The following is a 23,499-nucleotide window of genomic DNA, read 5'->3' as shown; positions in this document are numbered from 1 at the left end:
CTTACGGGGTCGGCTCGGTCAAATCGCCGTAGACGATGCCCTCCGGACGGAGGGTTTCGAGCTGAATGCGCTCCTCGATGAGGATCGTCACCTTGTTCGCGATGAAGTTGTCGCGGTCCTCTGTGGAGCGGCGGATCTCGATGCCCTTGCGCTGCCACAGGATGGTATTACCGACGAAGCCCCCGACAAGGAACTTGCCCTGGGCGAGGCCCTTGGTGCGGACAACCGGGAGGCCCCACGCCGTGTTGCCGGCGAAGGCCGGGTGCAGGTAGCGGCCGTCGGCGTCCTTCGCCAGGTCGAGCGCTGCGGCGTCGAGATGGTTCATGACGACGGCGGTTGCCACGAGATCGGCTTCCGAGACCTGCGCGATGGCCACGCGGATATCGTCCATGGCATTCGCGGGCGTGATGCCGGGAACGATGGCCGGATTGTAGACGGTGGAATTGGCAATGAGGCCGTCCACGCGGTTCGCGGTGCCATCGCCGTTGATGACCTCGCCTTCCTCCTTGAGCTGGAGGCCGTAGATGCCGCGCTGGTTGATATAGCCTTCCATGCCGTCCACGTCGTCGAGGGTTTCCTCGTTGACGCGGAACCAGTGCGCCATCTTGACCATCGGCGCCGACTTGGCGGAGAAGGTGAGATCGGACTGCGGCTTGAGGGCGCCAGCGGCAACCGTCGCGGCATTGTTGGTGTAGCCGGTCTCCTGAAGGTATTCGAGGACGGCGGCCGTCGTGGCGAGCGTCGGGATGACGTCGCGCAGGAACAGCGTCTGGTTGACTGGTTCGATAAGGCCGCGGTTCTGGCGGCGCACGCCGGCCGGCAGGGTAATCGTGCCGAAGGAGGCGGACGTGATGTCCTTGATCTCGACGGTTTCGCGGCTGCGCATCTTGGCGCCGAAATCCTTCGTCTCCGCGATGATGCGGCCGAGCGACTTCGCCTCGTCGCGGCGGGCGTTGAGCTTCTTGGTCAGGTCGGTGACGGTCTCGCCGAGCTCGGTCAGTTCCTTGCGGCTGTCTTCGACGCGGCCCTTGATGTCGGTGATGTCCTCACCCGACGCCTGCTTCGTCTGGAGCTCCGCCAGCTTTTCCGAAAGGGCCTTCTGCTCGCTGGTGACTTCCTTGAGCTTGTCGCCGATTTCCTTTGCTGCAGCATCCAGTGCGGCCTTGATTTCAAGGTCCATCATAAACTCCTGTGGTCGATGGAAGGTTTAGAAGCTGAGCTTTTCCTTGATCAGCTTCGCGATCTCCGAGGCGGGCGCGTCGCGCTGCCCATCGCCTAGAGCTTGTGGCGCAAAAGCCGCCTGGGCCTTGGCCAGCCATGCCGGGAAGCCTGCGTCTCGCAAGGCACCTTCCACCGCACGTTTGAGGGGCGCGTAGTCGCCGGACTTCGTCGCCAGAATGATTTCGTCGACGCTCTTCACGGCATCGATCGTCGCCGACTCCAGCACCGGAAGCGGCGTGATGGACACCTCAAACAGCGCCACCTCCTTCAGCAGCCGGGCCGCACCTTCGCGGCCTGTCTTGATGGCCTTGTAGCCGATGGACATGCCGTTGATTGCGCCCATCTTGAGGAGGTCGTAGACTTCCCTACCCTTCGCCGTGGACAGCGCGAGCTTGCCGTCCACCCGCAGGCCGACGCCGTCTTCCACAAGCTTCGTCCACATGCCGATAGGCTGCTGGATGTCATGGCTCCAGAGCATCAGCGGCCGACGCTCGCCAAGGCTCTTCGCGAAGGCGCCCGCAACGACGATATCGTTGTCGAGATCCTTTTCACCGAAGCGAGATGCATATCCCGAGATCGTGCCGTCATCGGCAACGGCATCCGCCTCAATCTTGGCGAACTTGGTTTCCAGGTCCATTTCCTGCCTCGCTTCGTTTCGGAAGTTCGTCGCCGCCGCTCACGGGGTTTATGCCCATCTTGGCGCGGATGTCGTTCTGGGTTTCCCAGGCCGTGTTGTTGCCGAGCGCCTTGGCGGCGTATTCCCCGAAGGTCTTCAGGTCGCCGCGGTAATATTGCGTCTCGTCGAGGTTCACATACTGGTTCGGCTCCAGCATCGAGAAGGCGATGCCGTGCTCCCATCGCCGCGCCCAGGGCTGAAGTGTGACGGTGACGTGATAGTCCATCGCATCGGCGATGCGGGTCAGAGATTGCCCGGCGGCATCATGCGCGAGGAAGATCGGATGAATGCCATAGGCGCGCGCGACCTCCTCGATGATGAAACGCCGCGTCTCAAGCAGTTGCATTTCCGCCTGCGTCGGCACGATGCTCTTATAGTTCGCGCCGCTGTCGAAGACTGGCGTGCCCGGTAGCCTGTCCTTCAATGCGGCCTGGACCGCAGCAGCCGCATCATCATCGAGGGTCTGGTCCGTCGTGATGTAACCGCGGACGGCCTTCTGCTTGCCGTCATCGACCTGGCGCTCTTCCAGCGTCATCGCCAGTCCGAGAACCTTCTTGATCTCGTTGGTGATGTCCAAGCCTTCGATGTCGTCCCATCGCGGGTTCGATATCTCGATGAAATCCTCACGCGTCAGTCCATCAACGCTGCCAATGCCAGGGATGGTGCCGGTATAGGTGACACGAGCCGTCTCAGGGTCTTTGACGGCGCGTACCTGTCCATCGACAATGGGGATCAGCCGATTGATGCGCTTCTTGTACCCGCGGTCAATGTAGGCCCGGCCGACGCCATCGAACACGGCATGCAACGTCAGGCACTCGACGAACTCGACGGGCGTCATGTAGTCGTTGGGCTTGTGGCCCAGCCGCTCGGCAAGGTCGCTCTCGATGACCGGTCGACGGATCATGCGGCCCAGGTCGTCATAGGACTTCAAGCCGGTGATGATCGGCATCGCGGCAACGCCCTCGGCGATCCGAAGACCGGCCGCCAGCGAGGCCGTCACCTTCAGGTGCTTCTCGGTCGCGGCGATCTCGCGCTCGATGATGTATTCCTGATAGAACCGGTTCCCATTAAGGTCCCAATCCTTTTTCCGGAAGAAGGACGGCCACCTCATGCCACGCGCACCCCGCGCGCCATGTAGCTGCCCTTGGCCTTCTTGTCCGATTTGGACGCCCCGACGGCCATAGCCTTCGAGACCATGCCGTCGATGCGGCCACGGCTCTTGTTCTTGTCGAACATCTGGTTTCCTATCCCGTCAGCGATCAGGACCACGTTCGAAGCGCAAACGTCGGTCAGTTTGTTTTCCTCGATGAGGACTTCACCCTTCAGGATCTTGTCCGTCATGCGGCTGATGGAGTGCGGCATGCAGAGCTGCCGGTCCTCGAAGGCGATCTTGGTGCCCTGTGCATGGGTGACTATCTTCAGGCCGGAGCCGGCGGGCTCCTTCGGCCCCATGTAGCGCCACACCGGGAGGCCTACCTCGGCGGCTGCCTTGATGAACTCCGAGATATACGCCGGGTCCACGGTCAGGCTGTCGACCTTGAACTCCGCCCGCAGCGAGGCGACCTGTTGAGCGACGAACGTGTAATCGATCGTCTCGCTTTCGAGGATCGTCACGTACTTGTCAGTTGCGAAAGCCGTGTACGGGATGCCGTCCTGTGCCTCGCGCCGGGCAAGGCCGCCTCTGGTCGTCCAGTACCAGGTTTTGAGCGTCAGCCTGTCGTCAGGCGCTCGCCAGCACGCCGAAAGCGCGGTCAAATCGTTCTTCCGCGACAGGTCCAGCGCAAGAAAGCACGGGAAAGCCTTCACTTTGTCGGTGAAAACCGGCCCCAAACACTTCCTCCAGGCCTGTTCGTCGGAAAGCCAGAAGCCCGACGAGCCGACGGGCTTGCCGAAATACAGGCGCTCCGTCGCCAGCCGTTCCGATGCAATGTGCTTGGCGGTCTCCACACGGCGCCGGACATTGTCGATCGGATAGGTGATCCCGAGCGCCGGGAGCGCCTTCACCCAGCAGGATTCGTCGTTGAACGGGTCGTCGTCCTCGTCGACACGCGCGATGTAGGAGAACGCGGCGTCATCGCTGATCACCCCTTCCGCCACGCGCTGGTAGAACTGTGAAAGATCGGTGGCGACCGTCTGGTCCACGGCCGGCGTGTTGGTCCCGAGCAGCATCAGCGGATCGCCCGGCATCTTGTCGACGGCGGCCTTCCACAACTGGATGGCCTTGTCCGTCTTCATTTCATGAATCTCGTCGCCGAAAACCGCAATCGGCTTTGGACCCGAGATCGTGTCGCCGGATGCTACCGGCAGGAACTTGGCCTCCATCGCCGGAACTTCGATCTTCCAGGCGTTGTCGCCGACGCCGCGGATGATCACGGTGCCGCGGCTCTCCAGCGTCTCGCCCTCCTTTCCGGGTATCTCCGCCCGGCAAAGCGCCACGGCGTCGGAGAACAGAACCTTGGCCTGGTCCTTGTCGTTCGCGATGGCATAGGCCTCGGCGCGGCGGATGCCGCAAAACCCGATCATGTAGACGCCGATCGCGCCCATGAGCGGCGATTTTGCCTGCCCCTTCCCGGTCTCGATCCACGCATGCCGGAAACGCCTGGTCCCGTCCTCGTTCCGCCAGCCGAAGAGCGAGCCGACGACGAACGTCATCCAGTCCAGAAGATGGAACGGCTGACCGACCTTTTCGCCGGCCGTCACAGTGAACATCGCCGGGAAGAACCGGAGAGCGCGGCCCGCCTGGTCGATGTCGAATTTCAGCCCTCGCTTGTGACCGCTCTTCAGATCGTTCAGATGACGCTGACAGGCGGCGCGGACGAACCGGCCGGCAATGATCTCTCCCTTGACGACCTTACTGGCGTAATCCGTTGTCGGGTCCAAGGAACTCGTCGGCGGCAACCTTTCCGGCGGCCGGCTTTTCCCTGCCCGCTTTGACTGTTGCTTCACCGAACATCGCCTTTTCCAATTTCAGCATCCGCTCGTTCAGCTTTTCGCAGGCGGACCAACGATAGTTGAAGTATTCGCCGCCCTCCGCGCCCTTGAGCACCGGTCCCTGATCGAACGCGGTCGGATAGAGGTTTTCGAACTCGACTTTCGCCCGGACATAGCGATCCGCGCGGGCAAGGTTCGGCGTCGTAAGGGCGCCCGCGTCCTTCAGCGCAGCGACGGTTTCTTTCCAGAGCACTTTCGCCAGTTCGGCAGCGCCTTCGTCATTCGCGAAGACCCGCCCATATGCAGGTTGGACTACCTTGACCACCGTACCCCTCTTTCGGGACTGGTTTCAGTGCAAATGAAGGGGGGACGCGGGTGCGGAGAAAGCGACCCCTCTTTAAACTTTGAGGGGGTGCCCCGTGAAACATCGATCCGTTTCACGCAATATTGTTGCGCGCCTTCCGACCCCTCTTGGCCTTTGGCTTCTCCGTCGGCTCGGCCTCGCCTTCCGACTGCTCGTCGGCTCCGGTGCCGTTGACCTTGATGCCCTTGCCACGAGCAATGGAAGCGCCGCGGCTGATGGCGTTGGCAAGCTCGTGGTCGACGACGATCTCTTTCGTCTCCAGACCCGCAAGCTTGGCCTCTATCGCATTGACGTAGACGAGCGCCTTGGGCTGCGGTGCCATGGTGCGCCAGTAGGCCAGCGCTAGCTCAAGCTCTTCCTTCATGGTGTACTCCGATTCCAGGGATGGTCGGGATCGCGGGGGCGTCCGTGCTCGTCATGGCCCGGGACATAGCCGCGGTGCGTCGCTCGCTGGGCGGCACCGTCATGGCACTCCTTGCAGACCGACATAAGGTTCGCCGGATCGAGGAAGAGCTTCAGGTCGCCCTTGTGGTCTTTCCTGTGGTGAGCGACCGGGCTGTCCGGGTCGTTGCCCTTGCCAATGAGAGATCTACCGCAGCCCGGCCATTGGCAGGTGTAGTTGTCGCGGAGGAAGATCGAGAGCCGAAGCTGGCGCCATGCCGGATGCTTGAAGAGGCTTCGATATTCCGGGCGATATCGCTTAACCACGTACCAGGCTCTCGACTTCAAGCCAGTGGTCGTTGATGCGGACCAAGGCCTTCCCGTCAGGCTGGACGGCTTGGGCGTCGACGGTACCGGCAATGCCAGTGGTGGCGCAGCGAAGGGTCATTCCGATCATGTTCTTCTCCTTGTTTGCAGGGTATCGACTCTCACGTCCTCACGTTGCATCCTGTCGCCACCTAACCCAGCGGAGATGTTGTGCGATGGCGCGGCAGATTGCGTATCTTGTTCTGATCGGGGCCATCGCCTTCGCATGCTTCTGGGCGGCGTGGACGTGGTTTTGATGTATCTGCCTCTACCCTCCACCAAGGATACAGAGAGAAGCATCTGAGAAGCCGGAGGCTGAATATGACCGAATTTACGCCAGAAGAGATCGTCACTGAATTGAAGCGGCGCAAGGCTGAGATCGAGCGCATCGAGAGCGAGCGAAGATCAGATGACGCGCGTCGCCAACGGGAGGCCGCGGACACGACCTGCGCCCACTGCGGGATTCCGATCAGTTCGGTTGGCCGCTTTGCTGATTTCCCGCTTTGTGACGCCTGCGACGGTGATTGACATGGGGAAACTCCTGATCGCTAAACGCCGGAACCTCATGTTCGAGCTAGAGGACTGCCGCATCCACGAAGCTCTTTATAGGCCGAAGTCCATCTACTTATGCCCCGAATGCGGACGCTATGTTCGGCCGCACACTCACTGGAAGGAAGGGCCAAGGTTCAAGCACATGACGGTGTCGCCTTACTGCAGCTACTCGGGACGTCGCAGGGTGAAGAGGTGATGGGTTTCGTTGGCGAGACGAGACCCATCGAGGCATTTGACGCCTGCTGAAGAAGCGCACCACGAACGCCCGGTGCCGGGAGAGCGCATATAGCGCCTAAGATGGCTGAGCAGAGATTACCCCTGCTGTGATGATGCGAGCCGAGTTTCCCTCAACTTGGCGTATTCCTTCAGCCCCAAGTGCACCTTGAATTTTGAGGCCGAGTTGTCCCATCCAGCGGATGGGTCGCTGTACCTGAACGACCAAGCGCTGCCGCCGTAGCCGCTTCGAGTTTCATACCCAACGATCGAAAACCTATGCATTAACTCCAATGCAAGGTCCCCATCTACTGGGTTATTGGGTGACTTGCGCTTCCCATACTGATCCTTGAATGCCTCACGCTCGAACGTGAGGGTGCTTATGTTGGAGCATGCGCCGAGAGCCTCCACCCACTGTGGCCAATGCGGTCCTACCTCATCGTCAAGTTCACTTTTCAAGTATGACGAGTACGCATCTCTTGACGCGACGATATCCTCGTTCTTGATGATGGTGTCCACAGCATCTCGACGCTTAGCTTCAGCCAACGCAATGTTGAGAAACTGGATGACGTCCCGAGGACGATCGAAGGTCCTCGCTAGCACGTGGTTCCACTTCGTTTGAGAGCCACGCATGAGTTCAGGAGCGCTCACGGTGTCCCATGTCGCGCCGGCGCCTAGCTTCGCTCGAAGCCTCTCATTTATAAGGTTCAGGAGTTCATGGCTCTTCCAGTTCAAGTGCAGCGTCAGGGACTGGCTAATTTTGTTCTTGTCCGAGAAATTCATCTCGTCCCATAGATCAGACCGCAAATAGACCACGGGGTTGACAGCCAGCCCTTCTCCGATGCTTTCCCGGCGCACTTCACGGGCGGCTAGGACTAACCCTACCAGCATGTGGCGGCGCTCATCGTTTAGGCGATCCAATCCCTGATCGAGTTCATCAAAGTGCAGGCTCAGGCTTTTGACGCCCATAGCTTTCGCCGCATCGATAATCGCGGTCATTATCGATTGAGATAGCGCATTCAACTCAAGACCAAAGTTATGGTCGCCTTTTTTCCTCTCCAACTCTACCCCGCCGAGCTGATTACCCATAATCGCAGGCGTAAACGACAGCTTCGAGAGCGTAATCCTCTTTGGCTGCAGGATTTTGCTCAGATCGGGGTTTGGGCCGCCGTAGTTTTCTTCGAGAAATTTCGACAAAACCTCAGTCTTGTAGGTTCGGCTGCTTCCGGGAAGAGTAAGGAGAAGAGATGCGAGCTCAACGGCTATAAGATAGCGCCAAGACGAGACATAAGCTTCGATCTCGGACGCGCCATAGTCTATCCGCTGAGCGTGTATGCTCCACGGATAACCACGCAGACTAAGAGGGCGCGAAGTTGTTGCGGCGCTCCCCTCAGAAAAATACCGTACCAAAGCGGTCTTGCCAGTCCCTTTTCGGCCCAAAACAAGGAAGACCTTGCCTTGTTCGATGCTCTCAACAGCATTTGTCGAAAGAAAGTACTCCAAGACAGCGTCGTCCTCGGCCGCCACATCGCCGAAGGAATTTAGTTCTGATAGCGGTTTCTGCACGGTCATACGTCTCCCAGGTCTTGGGAGTTCCTACGACCAATCCGTCGCCGATGCAACTATATCGTGTTTCGAGGTAGGGAATGACCTGCTGACCGCAGCCATCACAGATGAGAGCCCTTCACCTCGCGCTCGCTCGCCCAGTGACAAACGGCCCGGTTTAGACCCGGTACACGATAACAAAAGCGGCTGGGAGCAAGACGCGGCTTATCTAGCCGCCGCTCAACCAGCCGCACGATCGCCGCGCAGCGAGAGGAGGCGCGCGCAGCAATGCAAAAATAGCGAGCGGCCAGACGTCACAGGCTGAACTGCGCCATGGGAGCGACCCATGACCGGATTACGCGCTCTGGTCTACGAAGATGGACACACGCGCAAGTCAACGTGCATCAGTCGAGTGGCGTCCGCGCTTGCACTGCGGCTGATAGCCCAGACGAACACTGTCACCAGTGCCGCAGCATCTTCGTAAAGCAAGGAACGGCCAGGTACGAACCCCAACCTTCTCAGGGTGTACAAAGTCCTGCCTTGCTGTGTAGTTCGAAGAATCCTGGGTAACTTACCGGCCCAGCGCCCATCTTCGAAGAGTTAGGCCCGGCTCATCGCTGGCCGAGCCTCCGTCGCAAACATTGGTGCGCCCGGAAAGGTGCGGGGCGCGCAACGTAGTTGCGACACCCCTTCACCTCATAGGGGTTTGAGGTGCGGAAAACTTCCCTCAACCCTCTGCAGCGCACTTAGCGAGTTCCATCGCTGCCTCGAAGTTGTCGTTGGCGGCCACGAGTAAGCGACGACCGGCGTCGATGGCGTGCCGCCCCTTGAAACCACGCGCAACGCCGAGCTCACCGAGACTTTTCGCACTCATCGCTTCCGTCAGAAGTCGAACGTGCTCGTCTGCCATCGCGTCGAGCCCACGTTGGAACTGGTCACGGTTTTCCTTCTCCGTGTAGATGTCCTGCCAAGCTTGTGATCCGCTCTCGCCATTTTTTCCTTTCCTCCCGCCGATAAAAAGCTGCCGGAGGTTGGTTGGGCTGGCCGGGAAACCGTCAGGATATCGCTTGATCTCCGGCATGACCGCTGTGTTCGCGTATGCATCGGCGAGCATTCGCTTCGTTTCCTCGTGTGAGAAAGCAAGGCGTTCACCTTTTTTGGGTCGCAGTTTTGGGGTTGTGGCAACCCTGCCGGGGACCATCCATCGATAGTGCGCGTTGGTTGATGAGACGTCTGTCTCCGCTCCCTTCTCACGCGTCGCCTTCTCGCGGCACCCCAGCATTGCCCCGACGGGCATCCTTATGTCAGCCTCAACAACCTTGTCCATGATGAGCCTGTGGCCGCGCTCTGTCTGCGTCCCATCGCTGAACCGCAGCTTCCCAATACCGACGGTCACGCGGTGGGCCTTGCCTTCGTCATCGATGTGGGTGCCGAATTCGACATCACCGTCGACCGGTATCGCTTCTATTTCCCTGCTGGCTCGGCGCACCTCATGTCGACCACCTGCTAGCATCATCGGCGCCGCACGATACACCATCCTGACCTTTGCCATTGCAGTTTCGATCGCGTCGATTGACGGCACATATTCAACCGCCGCCTCCCTGTCGAAGCCCTCCTCCGGCGCACGATTGTCGTTCGCGGGTATCGTGCGCCAGTTCGAGGATACGGTTGGTGCTGGCTCGCCTGGCACGCCTTCCGCCACACCGATCGGACGGTTACGCATGGCAAGCAAGGCCGAGAGTTCAGTAAGATCGCGATGCCTAGGCTTGTCGGCCTTCAACCTTCGTCCGAAAATCTCGCTGTCGTTCCTGGGCGCCGTTTCTCGCCAAGCTTCCACGGCGGCGCGGTGTTCAATGGCAGTGCGTTCCATCATTTTTTTCCTCAAATTTCGCAAGTGCGGCGTCGCCTTTGGGTGAACGCCCGAGATACCACTCGCCAGATCGATCTCTTTTCCAGGCGAGCATCTTCCGGGATGATAAGATTAGTTCGGTGCGGTCGTTCACTCTTTCGTGGACAGAGCTATTACCTCGGCGAAGGTAGTCAGCCTGCGTTCGCGTGAGCCGGAGTTCCTTGGCTAACCAGATCATTTGAGAAGCCCCTGAGTTGGAGGCAGAGCCATCTCTTCGATGGCGACGCTGAGTTGCGTCGGCACACCGGGGCCATCCTCGAAACGCATAGCGATCCCGTTGCGGACACGTTCCCCGTACTGTCGCAGTCCGGCTTCGGCGTAGCCGATGGCTATGGTGCTTTTCCGCAGCGGTATCACCACGTTCCCGTGGCAAGATTCAAACCCGCGGCGAAATGCGTCGTCGGCAACGAATCTAATGGCGTCCCTGGCTGCTTCTGCGATCCACTCTTCGTAGAGGTATGCGGTGGGCGGTGCCTCTCCCAACATGCGGTCAAAGGCGCGTAGGTAGCGAGTGGTGTCGGTTTCAGCAGGGGTGTGGGGAATGTTACGGAGGTGGTCCTTGAACGAAGCCCCGGCCATCTCGTCATCGCAATAGGTCATATTTCCTCCTTCATTTCGGGGATGGCGTTCCCAGACGCCTCCCCTTCTGAAAGAAGGGAAAAGCCTGGGAACGTGGGAACGGCTTTGTTTTCAATAACTTAGCCGTTCCCAAAATTCTTGGGAACGCTGGGAACGGGAACGGAAAACTCAGCAGAAACAATTATTTAGCGTTCCCATTCCCACGGGAACGGACGTTCCCAACGCTCTCTGGGAACGGATATTCAGCGCGGCATTCCCGCGGTAAAGGTGCCAATCCCAGCTGCGAACATGCCCGTCGGTACGTCCAACCATTTGGCTGTTTTCTCGCCACGAGCTGCCGCCCGAACGATCTCGCCCCGCTCAAGTGCGTCAGATGCTAGTGCGTCAAGCCTGGCTTTCCCAAGACGCCTGAGCTCTTCCGGCAGTCGCTCGCGCAATTCGAAGAGTCCGCTCGCACCTGTTTTGGTGAAAGGCGCGCCTGCTGCTGCAGCCGCCTCTACCGAAACTACGAGCGCGGCGCGCAGATCGCCCTGCGCGGGTGCCGCCGCACCCAGACCGGCGCTCCTGTCAATCAGAAGACCAGTCTCGTTTCTGGCGTATATCGACATCATGCGCCGCGCTGCGCCGTTGGCCTTTACCACACCGCCGAGGACGATCTTATTGGGCTCGTGACCGATACCTAAAGATTTGCAGACCCGCTTCGCACGCGCCTCATCCGCCGGCCACATGGCATACGCAAGCCGCAAACCATCGACCAAGGCGGTGCTGCCGCGGATCGCCTCGCGAGCGTCAGACAGCGTCTCGATGGGCGTCTTACTCTTCCTCATGTGATGCGCCACGAGCACCGTCGCTTTGGTTTCGGACGCGAGCCGTGCGAGCGACGAGCACACAAACTGCCCAGCCGTCGGATCTTCATTGAGTGGAAGATGCGCAAACGAAGCCAGCGGGTCGAAGGTGACGAGTCGAAGATCGGGGATACTGAGAAGTTGGTCGCATATGCTTCTGAAGTCGTCTGTTTCGAGAAGCCCACTCTTTCGGTCCTCTCGCCAAAAGGCGCGCGCCCCGCCTGCCGACGGTAACGGGACGATGATCATGCGCTTCCCAGCCGCGGTGTAGCGCTGTTCCTTGTCGTCAAGGGCTGCGATGCGCCGGTGGACTTCATTGGCGTCATCTTCGCTGGTGATCATGACCGACGTTCCCTCGGAGACCACCTTTCCGCCAAAGATAGGCGAAGCGAGCTTGGTCGAGCCGAACGCGATCCGTCGATGCAGTTCCAGCAACGCGTACGACTTGCCAGTGTCGCCAGCGGCGGACACCATTCCTGGGACTCCCATCGGGATGACGCCCTCGACGAGGTATTCGACCGGAGGCGCGACGCCGACGAACCTGTCTGCCGTCCAATCGAAGATTGACAGAGCGCGCGTGGGTTTGTTGTCGTTCGCCGGCACGGGTGGTGCGCTCCGGCAAAGTTCTTGCAGCTGCTCCGCAGTGTGCCCAGCCTCCAGCCAGTCCGTCACATCACCCTTGTCTGGTAGGCCAGGAAGTTCGACACGCTTGACCGTTGCAACGCTATGCAGAAGCGCGATCACCTTTTCGGCCTTCTCCGCACCGGGCGCATCGTTGTCGGGAATGACATAGACAGTTCGACCTCTCAGGGGCGAAAGGTCGAGCGGCCATGAGCCGTTCGGGGCTGTTGTGGCGAGCAAGCCAGCGGCGATCAGATTGTCCGCGTCTTTCTCGCCTTCAACGACATACACGGACTCTCCCGGCCTTGAGGCGATTTCGGGCCATCGGTATATGATCGGATCGGGCCGTCCAGAAAGCCAGCCGCCGCTGCCATCTGGCTGACGCTGCATGAAGGTCTTGGATTCGGTGCCGTGCTCATAGCGCAGCACCTGGAATAGCACCTCGCCATCCGGTGTCGCGTAATCGTATTCGGCTTTCAGGGCGTACCCGCGCCGGATTAGATGACCGTCATAGAATGCTTTCCGGGTATCCTTGGATTTCAGGATACCCATGTGCGCGGTCGGCTCGCCTGACCGCTGGCCGGGGGCAAAATCGGGCTCGCCGCACTGTCGTAATATCCAGTCCTTGATGGCGACTGAATCTTCGCCGCTGAAGCAATTCACCAAGATGCCGCGAGGCGCGGACGGGTCGACGGTGATGGAGATTTCAGGAGCGCCTTTTTTGTGGCCGGGGGCATGCGCGACGACGCGATTTCCGCGGACGACCTTCCCGCCGATGCGGGAGGCAACATACTGTGGCGTCAGAAAACTAAGCTGCGTTCGATTCGATGCTGTCACGGCGAATATCTCCAAGGGCAATAGATGAGAGGCGGACCAGTGTAGCCGCGAGGTCAGGCGTGAGGGTCGCAACAGACGAGCCGTACGCGGAGGGCGCATGAATCCGCCGCCCGGAGGGGCCATCGACCAGCTTCAAATTGAACAGCCGCAGTCCATTGAGTTGGACATCGACGAACGCGATGGCCCGACCAGCGCCAGGAGGCGCCGGTCTGACTGCAATGATTGAAGGGTGAACCATCAGGCAGCCCTGGCCCCGCGGGCAGCGATCTCGTTTTGCTCCGCCTCGTACTCTTTCCGCCAGTCCTCAAGTGAGGCGAACAGATTGTGGTCAGAATCGTAGACACCGCCAGCGGGATCTATGATCACTACATAGTCGTCGGCACCTTCATTGTAGCCCTCGAAGAGTGGGTAATTGCCCGATGCGCGGAGTTGCCATGCGATTACTGAGCGGCGACGGTAGTGAAAAGTACCGTCGCTCAAGCGGTCGACAAACACCGCAACGAACCCAGAATTGGCCTTGATGACCGGGATGAACAAGTCGCGGAGGTCGTCACTGCACGTATCCACATATTGCTCTCCGCCCGTCGACAGCAGGATTTTTGTTTGGCCGTTCCGCAATGTGGTGAACTGCACGACGTGCGCAGGATTGATGTTCAGGCCTTCCTCGGTAGTAATTAGACGCAAAGTTCCTCCTCCCGGCGCGAGGCCGGTCCGTTCGATGGTGATGATGTGGATGCTAAGCTGACGCTGAATTCATTAACCTATTGACGGCGAAAACCGTCAAGGTTTAGGTGACTAGAAGCCCCTCACGCGCGTCGTCGACTGCGATTTCCTCCGCGATGGAGAAGCCGCGCATGAACTGCTCGTGCGTGATAGACGGAAACCGATCACGGATAACGGACGCTCGATGCCGTTCCGGGATATCGCGGTATTCCGCGATCAGGAACGAAGCGAAGGCGGTGGACTGGTCGCTCATGCTGCGGCCCTCAAAAGCGAAACCCTGTCCCGCAGTTTGTCGAGCCGGTGCAACGTGGTGAAATCAGCCTCGTTCAGATAGGCGTCAATCGGACCATCGTCTGGATCCAGGCCAATATCGGCAAGGAGTTTGGCCTCGAATGCGTCGAGCGCTGCTTCCGCCTGTTTCAGTTCAGCGCTCATGCTGCTGCCCTCGCCGAGATTTTTGCCTGTATCCATTCGGCCACCTCGGAGCGGACGAATGCAACGCGGCGGTCGCCCAGGTCGACGGCAATCGGAAAGCGGCCTTCTGAACGATAGCGATTCAACATGGATCGGCTCATGCTGGTCATTCGGCAGGCGTCGTTCAAGCTTACGAGTGTGGGCATGTTGTCGTTGGCGGGATTCATGGTGTCTCCTCTCCCGAGCGCGGAACGGAATCCGGGCGTCGGCTCAATCAGGTTAAAATCGAGAAGGTTCGGTGGGCCGGCCGGAAGGCCGGGTTAGGGTTGACCGACGTCCTAGACGCCGCGCCTCACCGGGGCGCACGGGCGGCAGAGCCGCGGCTGGGGGATACCTTACGGTATCAAGCGGGCACCACCCCGCACGCTCGAATCCACCACAGAAATTCGAACATACTCTTTATAGGACCATTTTACAAATTTGTCAATATGGTCAACTAAATATAATTGGCCCATTCCTGCATCAGCGCCCTCCTCCGCTCCAGAGCATCGGATCGCGCATAAGATCGCTCCACCGCGTCGCCGACCGCGTGAGCAAGTGCCGCCTCAGCAATCTCGCGCGGCGCATGAGCCACCTCGGTCGCCCAATCACGAAACGACGAACGGAACCCATGGACCGTGACCCCCTCCCCGCCTGCAGCCTTCAATGCTTTGCCGAGACTCATGTCGGAGAGAGGCTTCTTGTCCCGGACGCCCGGAAAAACTAGGTCGTTGTCAGCGAAACGCGGAACCGTCTTCAGCAGTGCGAGTGCCTTGTCAGAGAGGGGCACACGATGAGGCTTTCCGGGTTTGGTCCGCGCCGCTGGAATGGACCATATCTTCTTCTGGAGATCGATCTCCGACCACAGTGCACCCCTCACCTCGCCGCTTCGAACTGCGGTTAGAATCGCGAATTCAAGTGCCCTCGCCCCAACACCGGCCACCTCGGCCAGGTTCTTCATAAAGCCCGGTACGTCTTCATGGGGCATGGATGCGTGGTGCCGCTTGCTAGTCAGCGCATCAGGTTTGTGCAGAACGTGCTCGAGATTGCCCTTCCATACGGCCGGGTTCTCACCACTCCGGTGCCCTTCAACCTTCGCCGAATCGAGCACACGCTCGATCGCCTCCCGGAGCTTTTCAGCCGTCTCCTGCTTCGAGCCCCATAGTGGCCGAATCGCCGCGAGGACGTGATCGACGGCAATGTCGGCAATGGGCTTGTCGCGGAGATTGGCGGCATGGTTCTCTATCATGTTGCGCCAGCGCGCCTCAGTCTTCGCGCCGCGCCATCGCCCTACCCGGACAGCTTCGTCGATGTAGAAATCGGCGTACCTTCCGAAAGTCATCACATCTCGCGGGGGAGCATTCTCTGCTCTTCGCTGCTCAATTGGATCGACGCCGTCCCGAACCATCTGGCGAGCTTCGGCCGCCCGGTCCCTAGCCTTCGCTAAGGACGTATCAGGATACGAACCGAGGCCCATTTGCCGACGCTTGCCTCTGAAGGTAAAGTCGAGGATCCAGTAGCGAGACGTGCCTTTTGACACTAACCATAGGCCGCCGCCGTCGCGAAGCTTTGGCGACTTGCTCGCTGCTATGGCTTTTACGGTCAAAACGTTCCTGGTATGGCTCCCCATTTTTCTTCCCCGCAATTACCCCCACTTTCGGGTGTGTTGCTAGAGATAGACGATATGGTTAGCATAGACAAGAAGATTGAATTACCACGTATATTTAGCGACTTAGAGCGAATGCTATAGTCGCAAAAGTTGCTATCATTTTTCCGGCCCGGGGAGCCAGTTTTTCGAAGGGCTGCGCTGGTAGAGCGCGGCCCTTCTGCTTTTCAGACCCATGCACCGTGAAAGAACCCGCAGGCCCGCTATCGCGTGTTCTGGGGCGGGCGCTTCACGTTCATCTCGATCTCGTGACGGCTGGCGAAACGGCCGAGGAGAAGAAGGAGCTTGCGTTCCTCCGCCTTGTCCAGCCCGTTCTTGCGGCAATGTTCGATGACGTCGAGAACATGGCGCGTCTGGCGGGGGCCGAACTGGCGATTGTCGAGATGACGGGTCATGGCAGGCTCCTCCGTGCTGGCGGAGGAGAAATGCGCCGGACGGGCCATTGTTCCCCGGCGCTTCCCTCTCTCAGGGCACCATGCCGGCGCCCAGTTGGCCGGCATTGCGGGCCGCGCCGTAGTCCCGGTCGTGCGCCGTGCGGCGGAACGCCTGGCCGCGCTCGCGCGGACGGGGCGAAGGATCGTCCGGCATCATGCCGATCACGCCGTCCGCATAGGTGCCGGTGGCGATGTCGTCGTCCTGATCGGCCGGGTTCGCCTGAAAAAATCCGAAAATCATCATGGTCCTCCATCTTCCGCCCAAACGAGCGAACGGGGATTTCCGTTCCCGCCGCACGCCGGATAGACGCAAAATTAACCACGTTTGCTAACAGCTCGTTAAAACCCGGCCGTTTTACGACGGCGCGTCCCGCACCTTTGTGACCCATTCCGTCACGATTCACGTCTTGGCCTTTGCCGGCATTGACGCTAGCCTTCCCTTACGTCGGGTTGGCAGAGGGGCAATCGATGACGACTGAAACGATTTCGCAAACGGCATTCTCCCACCGCGATGCGCTGACCGCGGACAATTTCGCGGAGCGCACGAAGGGCCTGCCGTTCCGCGCCCAGATGGTGCTGCGCGGGCTCGTCGGCCTCGAATCCGGCGCGCTCGCCATGACGATACCGGGGGGACAAACTTTCGTGATCGCCGGCAAGACGCCCGGCCCGCACGCCGTCGTGAAGCTGCACAACTGGAACCTCGTGCACCGCGCCGTGAGCGACGGGACGATCGGCGTCGCCGAGAGCTACATGGATGGGGACTGGGAAAGCCCGGATGCCGGCGCCTTCCTGGAGCTCTTCCTCATCAACAGCCATGTCGGCCGCAACTATACGAACGGCCCGCGCGGCCTCTTCCTCTTCGTCGAGAAGGTGCGCCACTGGCTGAACGCCAATACCCGCCGCGGCTCGAGGCGCAACATCGCCGCCCATTACGATCTCGGCAACGAGTTCTATTCCCAATGGCTCGATCCGACGATGACCTATTCCTCCGCGCTCTATTCGCGCGGGGCCAACGACCTCACCTCCGCCCAAGTCGCGAAATACCGGGCGCTCGCCGAGGCGACGGGCATCGGACCGAACGATCATGTGCTGGAGATCGGCTGCGGCTGGGGCGGCTTTGCCGAATTCGCCGCGAGCGAGATCGGCTGCAGGGTCACCGGCCTGACGATCAGCCGCGAGCAGCTCGCGTTCGCGCGCGAGCGCATGGCGAAGGCCGGCCTTGCCGACCGCGTGGAGCTGAAATTCCAGGACTATCGCGACGAGACCGGCACCTACGACCGCATCGTCTCCATCGAGATGTTCGAAGCGGTCGGCGAAAAATACTGGCCGGCCTATTTCTCCAAGCTCAGCGAGTGCCTGAAACCGGGCGGGCGCGCCGGCCTGCAGATCATCACCATCCTGCAGGAAGCCTATGCCGAATACCGCGCGAACCCGGATTTCATCCAGAAATACGTCTTTCCCGGCGGCATGCTGCCGACGCGCGAGCACCTCTCCGCGCTCGGCCGCCAGTTCGGGCTCTCGACAACCTCGGACATCGGTTTCGGCCATGATTATGCCCGCACGCTCGCCGAATGGCGCCATCGCTTCTGGGCGGCGTGGGAGCGCATCGTGCCGCTCGGCTTCGACGAGCGCTTCCGCAAGCTCTGGGAGTTCTATTTCTACTACTGCGAGGCGGGCTTCAGGGCGCGGAACATCGACGTCCGGCAGGTGGTCTACACACGCCCCCTCGCCTGATGGAAGCGCAGTGGAAAAAATCCCTCTGGAAGCCATGTGTGCAGGAACACGATTTCTTGCCAAGCGGCGCTTGCCGGCCGAAAAGACGCTTCCTAATCTAGGCACATAACGCGCGAGGCTCGGATCCCATGGCAATTCTTCCGTCCGTTCTGGATGCAATCGGCAACACGCCGCTGATCCGGCTCAAGGGCCCCTCGGAGGCGACGGGCTGCGAGATCCTCGGCAAGGCGGAATTCCTCAACCCCGGCCAGTCGGTGAAGGACCGCGCGGCCCTTTCGATCATCCGCAAGGCCGAGGCGGCGGGCGAGCTCAGGCCCGGCGGCGTCATCGTGGAAGGCACGGCCGGCAATACCGGCATCGGCCTCGCGCTCGTCGCCAAGGCGCTCGGCTACCGCGCCGTGATCGTCATCCCGGAAACCCAGAGCCAGGAGAAGAAGGACGCGATCCGCAGCCTCGGCGCCGAGCTGGTCGAGGTTCCCGCCGCTCCCTACAAGAACCCGAACAACTACGTGAAGCTCTCCGGCCGCCTTGCCGAGCAATTGGCGAAGAGCGAGCCGAACGGCGCGATCTGGGCCAACCAGTTCGACAACGTCGCCAACCGCGACGCCCATATCGAGACGACCGCGCCGGAGATCTGGCGCGACACGGAAGGCAAGGTGGACGGCTTCATCTGCGCCGTCGGCTCGGGCGGCACGCTCGCCGGCGTCGCGGCGGGCCTGCGCTCGAAGAACCCGAACGTCAAGATCGGGATCGCCGACCCGGAAGGGGCCGCGCTCTACAACTACTATGCGCACGGCGAGCTCAAGGCGGAGGGCAGCTCGATCACCGAGGGCATCGGCCAGGGCCGCATCACCGCGAACCTTGCAGGCTTCACGCCGGACTATTCCTACCAGATCCCGGATTCGGAGGCCGTTCCGCTGGTCTTCGACCTCATCGAGAACGAAGGCATCGCCGTCGGTGGCTCCTCCGGCATCAACATCGCGGGCGCGATCCGGCTCGCCAGGGACCTCGGTCCCGGCCACACGATCGTGACGATCCTCTGCGACTATGCTAACCGCTACCAGTCGAAGCTCTTCAACCCGGACTTCCTCGATTCGAAGGGCCTGCCCGTTCCGGCATGGCTGACGGCGAAATCGGGGATCAAGGTCCCCTATCAGCCGGTCGAATAGGTCCCATGCCCGCCACCACTGCCCTCTTTCGCGACGATTTCTATCTTTCGACAAACGAGGCGGTGGTGACGGCGGTGCACGAGGACGGCGGCATCGAGCTCGACCAGACCTGCTTCTACGCGACCTCCGGCGGCCAGCCGGGCGATACCGGCTTCCTGGAGCGCGCCGACGGCAGCCGCATCGCGCTCGGCCCGGCCGTGACGGGCGAGACCAAGGACGTCATCATCCACCGGCCGCTCGACGGCGAGACCCAGCCGATCGTCGGCGAGACGGTCGTCGCCCATATCGACTGGGCGCGCCGCTACAGGCTGATGCGCATGCACACCGCCTGCCACCTGCTCTCCGTCGTCTGCCCCTTTCCCATCACCGGCGCGGCCGTCGGCGAGGAGGACAGCCGCGTCGACTTCGACATGACGGAGACTATCGACAAGGACGAGGTGACGGCGAAGCTGATGAAGCTCGTCGAGGAGAATCACCCCGTCTTCGTGCAGTGGATCACCGACGAGGAGCTGGCCGCCAATCCCGGCATCGTGAAATCGAAGAACGTGCGCCCGCCGATGGGCCTCGGCCGCGTCAGCCTCGTGTGCATCGGCAAGGATTCGTCCGTCGACAGCCAGCCGTGCGGCGGCACGCACGTCTCCGAGACGCAGGAGGTCGGCGCCATCCACATCGCCAAGATCGAGAAGAAGGGCAAGGAGAACCGCCGGTTCCGCATCCGTTTCGGGGCGCCGGGCTCCGAGGCCTGACAGGGAGAATCGCATGTCCAGTGAAAAGAGCAAATTCGTCGTCTCGGCGGATTGGGTGGAAAAGCAGCTCGGGGCGCCGCAATTCCGCATCGTCGACGCCTCCTGGTATCTGCCCGCGCAGAACCGCAACGGCGCGGCCGAATATGCCGGCGGCCACATTCCCGGCGCCGTGTTCTTCGACCAGGACGTGATCGCCGACCATACGAGCGGCCTGCCGCACACCATCCCCTCGCCCGAATTCTTCGCCGCCGAAGTCGGCAAGCTCGGCATCTCGGATACGGACACGATCGTCGTCTACGACGGGCCCGGCATCTTCACCGCGCCGCGGGTCTGGTGGCTGTTCCGCACCATGGGCGCGAGGAACGTCTTCGTCATGGACGGCGGCATCGACGGCTGGAAGAAGGAGGGGCGGCCGCTCGAAACCGACCTGCCGGAGCCCGCCCCCGCCGTCTTCCACACCAATTTCAACCCCTATGCCGTCACCTCCTTCGAGGAGATGCGCGGCATCGTGACGACCGGCTCGAAGCAGATCGCCGACGCGCGCGGCGCCGGGCGCTTCACCGGCGAGGAGGCCGAGCCGCGCGCCGGCATGCGCTCCGGCCACATGCCGGGTGCGAAGAACATGCCCTCCGGCAGCTTCTCCGAGGGCGGCAGGTTCAAGGACCTCGCGAGCCTGCGCAGGCATTTCGAGGAGTCGGGCATCGACCTGTCGAAGCCCGTCGTCACGAGCTGCGGCTCGGGCGTCACCGCGGCGATCATAACGCTCGCCCTCCATTCGCTCGGCCACGAGGACAACACGCTCTACGACGGCTCCTGGTCGGAATGGGGCGGCCGCGACGACACGCCCGTCGTCACCGGGAAGGACTGAGCCATGGCCAGGAAGGTCCAGTCGGCGCCCATCGCGGTGCACATCACCTCGCTCGAAATGACGGCGCCGCCCAAGCAGAGCCTGCCGGTGCCGGTCAACGTGCACACCGCCATCCTCAACGCGCCGGACATCCCGCTCGCCTTCTACCGTTTCCTCTACCGGCAGGTCGGCAGCCGCTGGCATTGGGTCGACCGGCTGCGCATGGACGACGAGACGCTGGCGGCGACGCTGCACGACAAGCGCAACAGCGTGACCGTGCTCTACGTCAACGGCGCGCCGGCCGGCTTCTTCGAGCTGTTGCAGGTCGACGGGGAGACGGTCGAGCTTTCCCATTTCGGCCTGTTCGAGCGGGCGCTGGGGCTCGGCATCGGCAAGTGGTTCCTGCTCCAGACGCTCTATGCCGCGTGGGCGCTCGGGCCGAAGCGCGTGACCGTCACCACCAACAACCTCGACCATCCGCGCGCGCTCCAGCTCTACCAGATGTTCGGCTTCTCGCCTGTCGGGACGCAGGATGCCGAGCTTGTTCCGCTGTCGGACGCGGAGCTGCTGGCGCTCGCCAAGCGCGACTGTCTGATGCCGCCCGAGCGGCGTCAGACACCCTGAACGGTGCCCAACGGCCGGTTCATGTTTCCTTCAGATCATCCGTGGCAGTTTCCGGCCGAAAGACGATCAACCGATAAGGAGACCCCGCCATGCAACGCCGCGCCTTCCTGACCGCGCTTGCCGCCACCCTTGCCGCCCCGGCCCTTTCCGGCCTCGCCTTCGCGCAGGAAACGCCGTCGGAAGAGATGATCCTGCGCCGCCTCGACGCCGCGCCTTCCCGGCGCATGCGCGACAGCGAGCGCGTGACGGTGCGCGAGTTCAAGCGCCGGGCGGACCTGCGCCGCGCCGCGCCGTCGATCGACATCCAGTCGATCAACTTCGCCTTCGCCTCGGCCGAGATCCCGCGTTCGGAATATCGCAAGGTGCGCCAGATCGCCCGCGCCATGGAGCGCATCCTCAGCCGCCGTCGCCGCGCCGTCTTCCTGATCGAGGGCCATACGGACGCCGTCGGCTCGGCCTCGTCCAACCAGGTCCTCTCCGAACGCCGCGCCGAATCGCTGAAATGGGTTCTGGTGCAGGAGTTCGGCATCCCCTCCCGCGCGCTGGAGACCGTCGGCTACGGCGAGGAATACCTGCTCGTGCCGACCCAGAACGAGGAATGGCGCAACCGCCGCGTCACCCTGCGTCGCATCGACGAGTTCGTGCGCTGAGCAAGGCGGAGCGCCGCCCCTCATCCGCCTGCCGGCACCTTCCCCCCGCAAGCGGGGAGAAGGGACGCGTGGTACTGTCCCGCTCCGTCATCAAGGTCGCAATCGTGGAAAGACGGTTCGACAAATTCCTTCTCCCCGCTTGCGGGGAGAAGGTCGCGGCAGCGGGATGAGGGGCATTTCACCCCACTGCCATCACGCAACGTTCAGCACCGCCTCCGGCGCATAGGCCTCGTAGCCCAGCGCTTCCGCCACCGGGCGGTTCGTCACCCGGCCCTTGTGCACGTTGAGGCCGGCGCGCAGGTGCCGGTCCTCGGCGATGGCCTTGAGGCCCTTGTCGGCAAGCTGCAGGCCGTAATGCAGCGTCGCGTTGTTGAGCGCATGGGCCGAGGTGACCGGCACGGCGCCCGGCATGTTGGCGACGCAATAGTGCACCACGCCGTCGACCTCGTAGGTCGGGTCGGAATGGGTGGTCGCATGCGAGGTCTCGAAGCAGCCGCCCTGGTCGATGGCGACGTCGACGACGACCGCGCCCTTCTTCATGCCCGAGAGCATCTCGCGGGTGACCAGCTTCGGCGCGGCGGCTCCGGGGATCAGCACGGCGCCGATGACGAGGTCGGCGGAGAAGACCTCCTCCTCCAGCGCGTCGATCGTCGAATAGCGGGTGTGGATGCGGCCGCCGAAAATGTCGTCGAGCTGGCGAAGGCGCGGGATCGAGCGGTCGAGGATCGACACGTCCGCGCCGAGGCCGGCGGCCATCTTCGCCGCGTGCAGGCCGACGACGCCGCCGCCGATGATCGCCACCTTGGCCGGCAGCACGCCCGGCACGCCGCCGAGCAGGATGCCGCGTCCGCCATTGGCCTTCTGCAGCGCCGTCGCGCCCGCCTGGATGGAAAGGCGGCCGGCGACCTCGGACATCGGCGCGAGCAGCGGCAGGCCGCCGCGCTCGTCCGTCACCGTCTCGTAGGCAACGGCCGTGACGCCGGAGGCGAGCAGGCCCTTGGTCTGTTCCGGATCGGGCGCAAGATGAAGATATGTGTAGAGAATCTGTCCGTCGCGGAGCTGCGCCCATTCGGAGGGCTGCGGCTCCTTGACCTTCACCACCATGTCGGCCTTGCGGAAGACGTCTGCGGCGGTGGGAACGATCTTCGCGCCGGCGGCGCGGTAGGCGTCGTCGTCCGCGCCGATGCCGGCGCCGGCCTTGGTCTCGACGAGAACCTCGTGGCCGTGGGCCACATATTCGCGCACGGCACCGGGCGTCAGACCCACCCGATATTCATGATTCTTGATTTCCTTCGGACAACCGACACGCATGCGCGTTCCTTTCCCAGTGATGTTCCCGTTTCTCTTGCCGCCGCTTTCGGCGGGAACACAATGGAACCAGAGGATGCGTGCAATGTCCTTGCAAAGCCGGTT

Annotated in this window: 26 protein-coding genes; 7 read left to right on the top strand and 19 right to left on the bottom strand. The window is 61.8% G+C overall.

Annotated elements, in window-relative coordinates; genetic code table 11:
- Position 1: 1 nt before the first annotated feature.
- The 7 genes from ACIIOY_RS18535 to ACIIOY_RS18505 form a co-directional block, all read right to left on the bottom strand.
- Positions 2 to 1,180, bottom strand: a complete 1,179-nt coding sequence (locus tag ACIIOY_RS18535) for a phage major capsid protein (protein ID WP_411036153.1) — start codon at positions 1,178 to 1,180, stop codon at positions 2 to 4.
- Positions 1,181 to 1,207: 27 nt separating this feature from the next.
- On the bottom strand, positions 1,208 to 1,858 hold the full coding sequence (locus tag ACIIOY_RS18530; RefSeq protein WP_411036152.1) for an HK97 family phage prohead protease: 651 nt from the start codon (positions 1,856 to 1,858) through the stop codon (positions 1,208 to 1,210).
- Positions 1,827 to 3,008 carry a phage portal protein gene (locus ACIIOY_RS18525; RefSeq protein ID WP_411036151.1) on the bottom strand — a complete coding sequence of 394 codons (1,182 nt, stop codon included), beginning with the start codon at positions 3,006 to 3,008 and terminating at the stop codon, positions 1,827 to 1,829. The genes ACIIOY_RS18530 and ACIIOY_RS18525 overlap by 32 nt, the downstream gene beginning before the upstream one ends.
- Positions 3,005 to 4,777 carry a terminase large subunit gene (locus ACIIOY_RS18520; RefSeq protein WP_411036150.1) on the bottom strand — a complete coding sequence of 591 codons (1,773 nt, stop codon included), beginning with the start codon at positions 4,775 to 4,777 and terminating at the stop codon, positions 3,005 to 3,007. The genes ACIIOY_RS18525 and ACIIOY_RS18520 overlap by 4 nt, the downstream gene beginning before the upstream one ends.
- Complete coding sequence (locus ACIIOY_RS18515) at positions 4,749 to 5,153, bottom strand: hypothetical protein (protein WP_411036149.1); 405 nt, start codon at positions 5,151 to 5,153, stop codon at positions 4,749 to 4,751. Before ACIIOY_RS18515 ends, ACIIOY_RS18520 begins: the two co-directional genes overlap by 29 nt.
- A gap of 112 nt (positions 5,154 to 5,265) precedes the next feature.
- The gene (locus ACIIOY_RS18510; RefSeq protein ID WP_411036148.1) at positions 5,266 to 5,556 is read right to left on the bottom strand and encodes a hypothetical protein; all 291 of its coding nucleotides are present in this window, start codon (positions 5,554 to 5,556) and stop codon (positions 5,266 to 5,268) included.
- A 336-nt stretch (positions 5,557 to 5,892) separates the two neighbouring features.
- Positions 5,893 to 6,030, bottom strand: a complete 138-nt coding sequence (locus ACIIOY_RS18505) for a hypothetical protein (protein ID WP_411036147.1) — start codon at positions 6,028 to 6,030, stop codon at positions 5,893 to 5,895.
- Positions 6,031 to 6,260: 230 nt separating this feature from the next.
- On the opposite strand from ACIIOY_RS18505, the gene ACIIOY_RS18500 reads away from it, so the two are divergent.
- Entirely contained in the window at positions 6,261 to 6,467 is a 207-nt protein-coding gene (locus ACIIOY_RS18500; protein WP_411036146.1) for a hypothetical protein, read from the top strand.
- Between the two features lie 336 nt (positions 6,468 to 6,803).
- Here the strand turns inward: ACIIOY_RS18500 and ACIIOY_RS18495 are convergent, their stop codons facing one another.
- From ACIIOY_RS18495 to ACIIOY_RS18445, 11 genes are all read right to left on the bottom strand, one after another.
- A complete protein-coding gene (locus ACIIOY_RS18495; protein ID WP_411036145.1) occupies positions 6,804 to 8,276 on the bottom strand; it encodes a P-loop ATPase, Sll1717 family in 1,473 nt (490 codons plus the stop codon).
- A 700-nt stretch (positions 8,277 to 8,976) separates the two neighbouring features.
- A complete protein-coding gene (locus ACIIOY_RS18490; RefSeq protein WP_411036144.1) occupies positions 8,977 to 10,119 on the bottom strand; it encodes a hypothetical protein in 1,143 nt (380 codons plus the stop codon).
- A 213-nt stretch (positions 10,120 to 10,332) separates the two neighbouring features.
- Positions 10,333 to 10,758 (bottom strand): hypothetical protein, encoded by a 426-nt coding sequence (locus tag ACIIOY_RS18485; RefSeq protein WP_411036143.1) that lies wholly within the window; start codon positions 10,756 to 10,758, stop codon positions 10,333 to 10,335.
- A gap of 221 nt (positions 10,759 to 10,979) precedes the next feature.
- The gene (locus ACIIOY_RS18480) at positions 10,980 to 13,040 is read right to left on the bottom strand and encodes an AAA family ATPase (RefSeq protein WP_411036142.1); all 2,061 of its coding nucleotides are present in this window, start codon (positions 13,038 to 13,040) and stop codon (positions 10,980 to 10,982) included.
- Between the two features lie 237 nt (positions 13,041 to 13,277).
- The gene (locus tag ACIIOY_RS18475; RefSeq protein WP_411036141.1) at positions 13,278 to 13,724 is read right to left on the bottom strand and encodes a hypothetical protein; all 447 of its coding nucleotides are present in this window, start codon (positions 13,722 to 13,724) and stop codon (positions 13,278 to 13,280) included.
- Between the two features lie 103 nt (positions 13,725 to 13,827).
- The gene (locus tag ACIIOY_RS18470; RefSeq protein WP_411036140.1) at positions 13,828 to 14,016 is read right to left on the bottom strand and encodes a hypothetical protein; all 189 of its coding nucleotides are present in this window, start codon (positions 14,014 to 14,016) and stop codon (positions 13,828 to 13,830) included.
- Positions 14,013 to 14,198, bottom strand: a complete 186-nt coding sequence (locus ACIIOY_RS18465) for a hypothetical protein (RefSeq protein WP_411036139.1) — start codon at positions 14,196 to 14,198, stop codon at positions 14,013 to 14,015. Before ACIIOY_RS18465 ends, ACIIOY_RS18470 begins: the two co-directional genes overlap by 4 nt.
- Entirely contained in the window at positions 14,195 to 14,404 is a 210-nt protein-coding gene (locus ACIIOY_RS18460) for a helix-turn-helix transcriptional regulator (RefSeq protein ID WP_411036138.1), read from the bottom strand. The genes ACIIOY_RS18465 and ACIIOY_RS18460 overlap by 4 nt, the downstream gene beginning before the upstream one ends.
- 269 nt (positions 14,405 to 14,673) lie before the next feature.
- Positions 14,674 to 15,846, bottom strand: a complete 1,173-nt coding sequence (locus ACIIOY_RS18455) for a tyrosine-type recombinase/integrase (protein ID WP_411036137.1) — start codon at positions 15,844 to 15,846, stop codon at positions 14,674 to 14,676.
- A gap of 239 nt (positions 15,847 to 16,085) precedes the next feature.
- Positions 16,086 to 16,277 carry a hypothetical protein gene (locus ACIIOY_RS18450; RefSeq protein ID WP_411036136.1) on the bottom strand — a complete coding sequence of 64 codons (192 nt, stop codon included), beginning with the start codon at positions 16,275 to 16,277 and terminating at the stop codon, positions 16,086 to 16,088.
- 70 nt (positions 16,278 to 16,347) lie between these two features.
- Positions 16,348 to 16,560: a hypothetical protein gene (locus ACIIOY_RS18445; protein ID WP_411036135.1), complete on the bottom strand. Its 213-nt coding sequence runs from the start codon at positions 16,558 to 16,560 to the stop codon at positions 16,348 to 16,350.
- A gap of 224 nt (positions 16,561 to 16,784) precedes the next feature.
- Between ACIIOY_RS18445 and ACIIOY_RS18440 the strand changes: the two genes are divergently transcribed.
- From ACIIOY_RS18440 to ACIIOY_RS18415, 6 genes are all read left to right on the top strand, one after another.
- A complete protein-coding gene (locus tag ACIIOY_RS18440) occupies positions 16,785 to 18,050 on the top strand; it encodes a class I SAM-dependent methyltransferase (protein WP_411036134.1) in 1,266 nt (421 codons plus the stop codon).
- 128 nt (positions 18,051 to 18,178) lie between these two features.
- Entirely contained in the window at positions 18,179 to 19,219 is a 1,041-nt protein-coding gene (locus tag ACIIOY_RS18435) for a cysteine synthase A (protein ID WP_411036133.1), read from the top strand.
- 5 nt (positions 19,220 to 19,224) lie between these two features.
- A complete protein-coding gene (locus tag ACIIOY_RS18430) occupies positions 19,225 to 19,965 on the top strand; it encodes an alanyl-tRNA editing protein (RefSeq protein WP_411036132.1) in 741 nt (246 codons plus the stop codon).
- A gap of 13 nt (positions 19,966 to 19,978) precedes the next feature.
- The gene (gene sseA, locus ACIIOY_RS18425; RefSeq protein ID WP_411036131.1) at positions 19,979 to 20,833 is read left to right on the top strand and encodes a 3-mercaptopyruvate sulfurtransferase; all 855 of its coding nucleotides are present in this window, start codon (positions 19,979 to 19,981) and stop codon (positions 20,831 to 20,833) included.
- Positions 20,834 to 20,836: 3 nt separating this feature from the next.
- Complete coding sequence (locus tag ACIIOY_RS18420; RefSeq protein WP_411036130.1) at positions 20,837 to 21,436, top strand: GNAT family N-acetyltransferase; 600 nt, start codon at positions 20,837 to 20,839, stop codon at positions 21,434 to 21,436.
- A gap of 89 nt (positions 21,437 to 21,525) precedes the next feature.
- Entirely contained in the window at positions 21,526 to 22,086 is a 561-nt protein-coding gene (locus ACIIOY_RS18415) for an OmpA family protein (protein WP_411036129.1), read from the top strand.
- A gap of 192 nt (positions 22,087 to 22,278) precedes the next feature.
- Here ACIIOY_RS18415 and ald read toward each other — a convergent pair whose 3' ends face one another.
- Positions 22,279 to 23,397, bottom strand: a complete 1,119-nt coding sequence (gene ald, locus ACIIOY_RS18410) for an alanine dehydrogenase (RefSeq protein WP_411036128.1) — start codon at positions 23,395 to 23,397, stop codon at positions 22,279 to 22,281.
- Between the last annotated feature and the right edge of the window lie 102 nt (positions 23,398 to 23,499).

The sequence above is a fragment of the Shinella agrisoli genome (assembly GCF_046557955.1).
GTDB lineage: Bacteria > Pseudomonadota > Alphaproteobacteria > Rhizobiales > Rhizobiaceae > Shinella.
The sequence above is the reverse complement of the archived record's forward strand: the minus strand, read 5'-3'. Positions and strand labels throughout refer to the sequence as shown.

What these genes read in the sequence shown, in the direction of transcription:
- ACIIOY_RS18525 (WP_411036151.1), bottom strand. Translation starts at nt 3,008, where the DNA reads ATGAGGTGGCCGTCCTTCTTCCGGAAAAAGGATTGGGACCTTAATGGG.
- ACIIOY_RS18485 (WP_411036143.1), bottom strand. Translation starts at nt 10,758, where the DNA reads ATGACCTATTGCGATGACGAGATGGCCGGGGCTTCGTTCAAGGACCAC.
- ACIIOY_RS18450 (WP_411036136.1), bottom strand. Translation starts at nt 16,277, where the DNA reads ATGACCCGTCATCTCGACAATCGCCAGTTCGGCCCCCGCCAGACGCGC.
- ACIIOY_RS18465 (WP_411036139.1), bottom strand. Translation starts at nt 14,198, where the DNA reads ATGAGCGCTGAACTGAAACAGGCGGAAGCAGCGCTCGACGCATTCGAG.
- ACIIOY_RS18440 (WP_411036134.1), top strand. Translation starts at nt 16,785, where the DNA reads ATGACGACTGAAACGATTTCGCAAACGGCATTCTCCCACCGCGATGCG.
- ACIIOY_RS18495 (WP_411036145.1), bottom strand. Translation starts at nt 8,276, where the DNA reads ATGACCGTGCAGAAACCGCTATCAGAACTAAATTCCTTCGGCGATGTG.
- ACIIOY_RS18470 (WP_411036140.1), bottom strand. Translation starts at nt 14,016, where the DNA reads ATGAGCGACCAGTCCACCGCCTTCGCTTCGTTCCTGATCGCGGAATAC.
- sseA (WP_411036131.1), top strand. Translation starts at nt 19,979, where the DNA reads ATGTCCAGTGAAAAGAGCAAATTCGTCGTCTCGGCGGATTGGGTGGAA.
- ACIIOY_RS18535 (WP_411036153.1), bottom strand. Translation starts at nt 1,180, where the DNA reads ATGGACCTTGAAATCAAGGCCGCACTGGATGCTGCAGCAAAGGAAATC.
- ACIIOY_RS18445 (WP_411036135.1), bottom strand. Translation starts at nt 16,560, where the DNA reads ATGATGATTTTCGGATTTTTTCAGGCGAACCCGGCCGATCAGGACGAC.
- ACIIOY_RS18500 (WP_411036146.1), top strand. Translation starts at nt 6,261, where the DNA reads ATGACCGAATTTACGCCAGAAGAGATCGTCACTGAATTGAAGCGGCGC.
- ACIIOY_RS18530 (WP_411036152.1), bottom strand. Translation starts at nt 1,858, where the DNA reads ATGGACCTGGAAACCAAGTTCGCCAAGATTGAGGCGGATGCCGTTGCC.
- ACIIOY_RS18460 (WP_411036138.1), bottom strand. Translation starts at nt 14,404, where the DNA reads ATGAATCCCGCCAACGACAACATGCCCACACTCGTAAGCTTGAACGAC.
- ACIIOY_RS18430 (WP_411036132.1), top strand. Translation starts at nt 19,225, where the DNA reads ATGCCCGCCACCACTGCCCTCTTTCGCGACGATTTCTATCTTTCGACA.
- ACIIOY_RS18510 (WP_411036148.1), bottom strand. Translation starts at nt 5,556, where the DNA reads ATGAAGGAAGAGCTTGAGCTAGCGCTGGCCTACTGGCGCACCATGGCA.
- ACIIOY_RS18420 (WP_411036130.1), top strand. Translation starts at nt 20,837, where the DNA reads ATGGCCAGGAAGGTCCAGTCGGCGCCCATCGCGGTGCACATCACCTCG.
- ACIIOY_RS18505 (WP_411036147.1), bottom strand. Translation starts at nt 6,030, where the DNA reads ATGATCGGAATGACCCTTCGCTGCGCCACCACTGGCATTGCCGGTACC.
- ACIIOY_RS18415 (WP_411036129.1), top strand. Translation starts at nt 21,526, where the DNA reads ATGCAACGCCGCGCCTTCCTGACCGCGCTTGCCGCCACCCTTGCCGCC.
- ACIIOY_RS18435 (WP_411036133.1), top strand. Translation starts at nt 18,179, where the DNA reads ATGGCAATTCTTCCGTCCGTTCTGGATGCAATCGGCAACACGCCGCTG.
- ACIIOY_RS18455 (WP_411036137.1), bottom strand. Translation starts at nt 15,846, where the DNA reads ATGGGGAGCCATACCAGGAACGTTTTGACCGTAAAAGCCATAGCAGCG.
- ald (WP_411036128.1), bottom strand. Translation starts at nt 23,397, where the DNA reads ATGCGTGTCGGTTGTCCGAAGGAAATCAAGAATCATGAATATCGGGTG.
- ACIIOY_RS18490 (WP_411036144.1), bottom strand. Translation starts at nt 10,119, where the DNA reads ATGGAACGCACTGCCATTGAACACCGCGCCGCCGTGGAAGCTTGGCGA.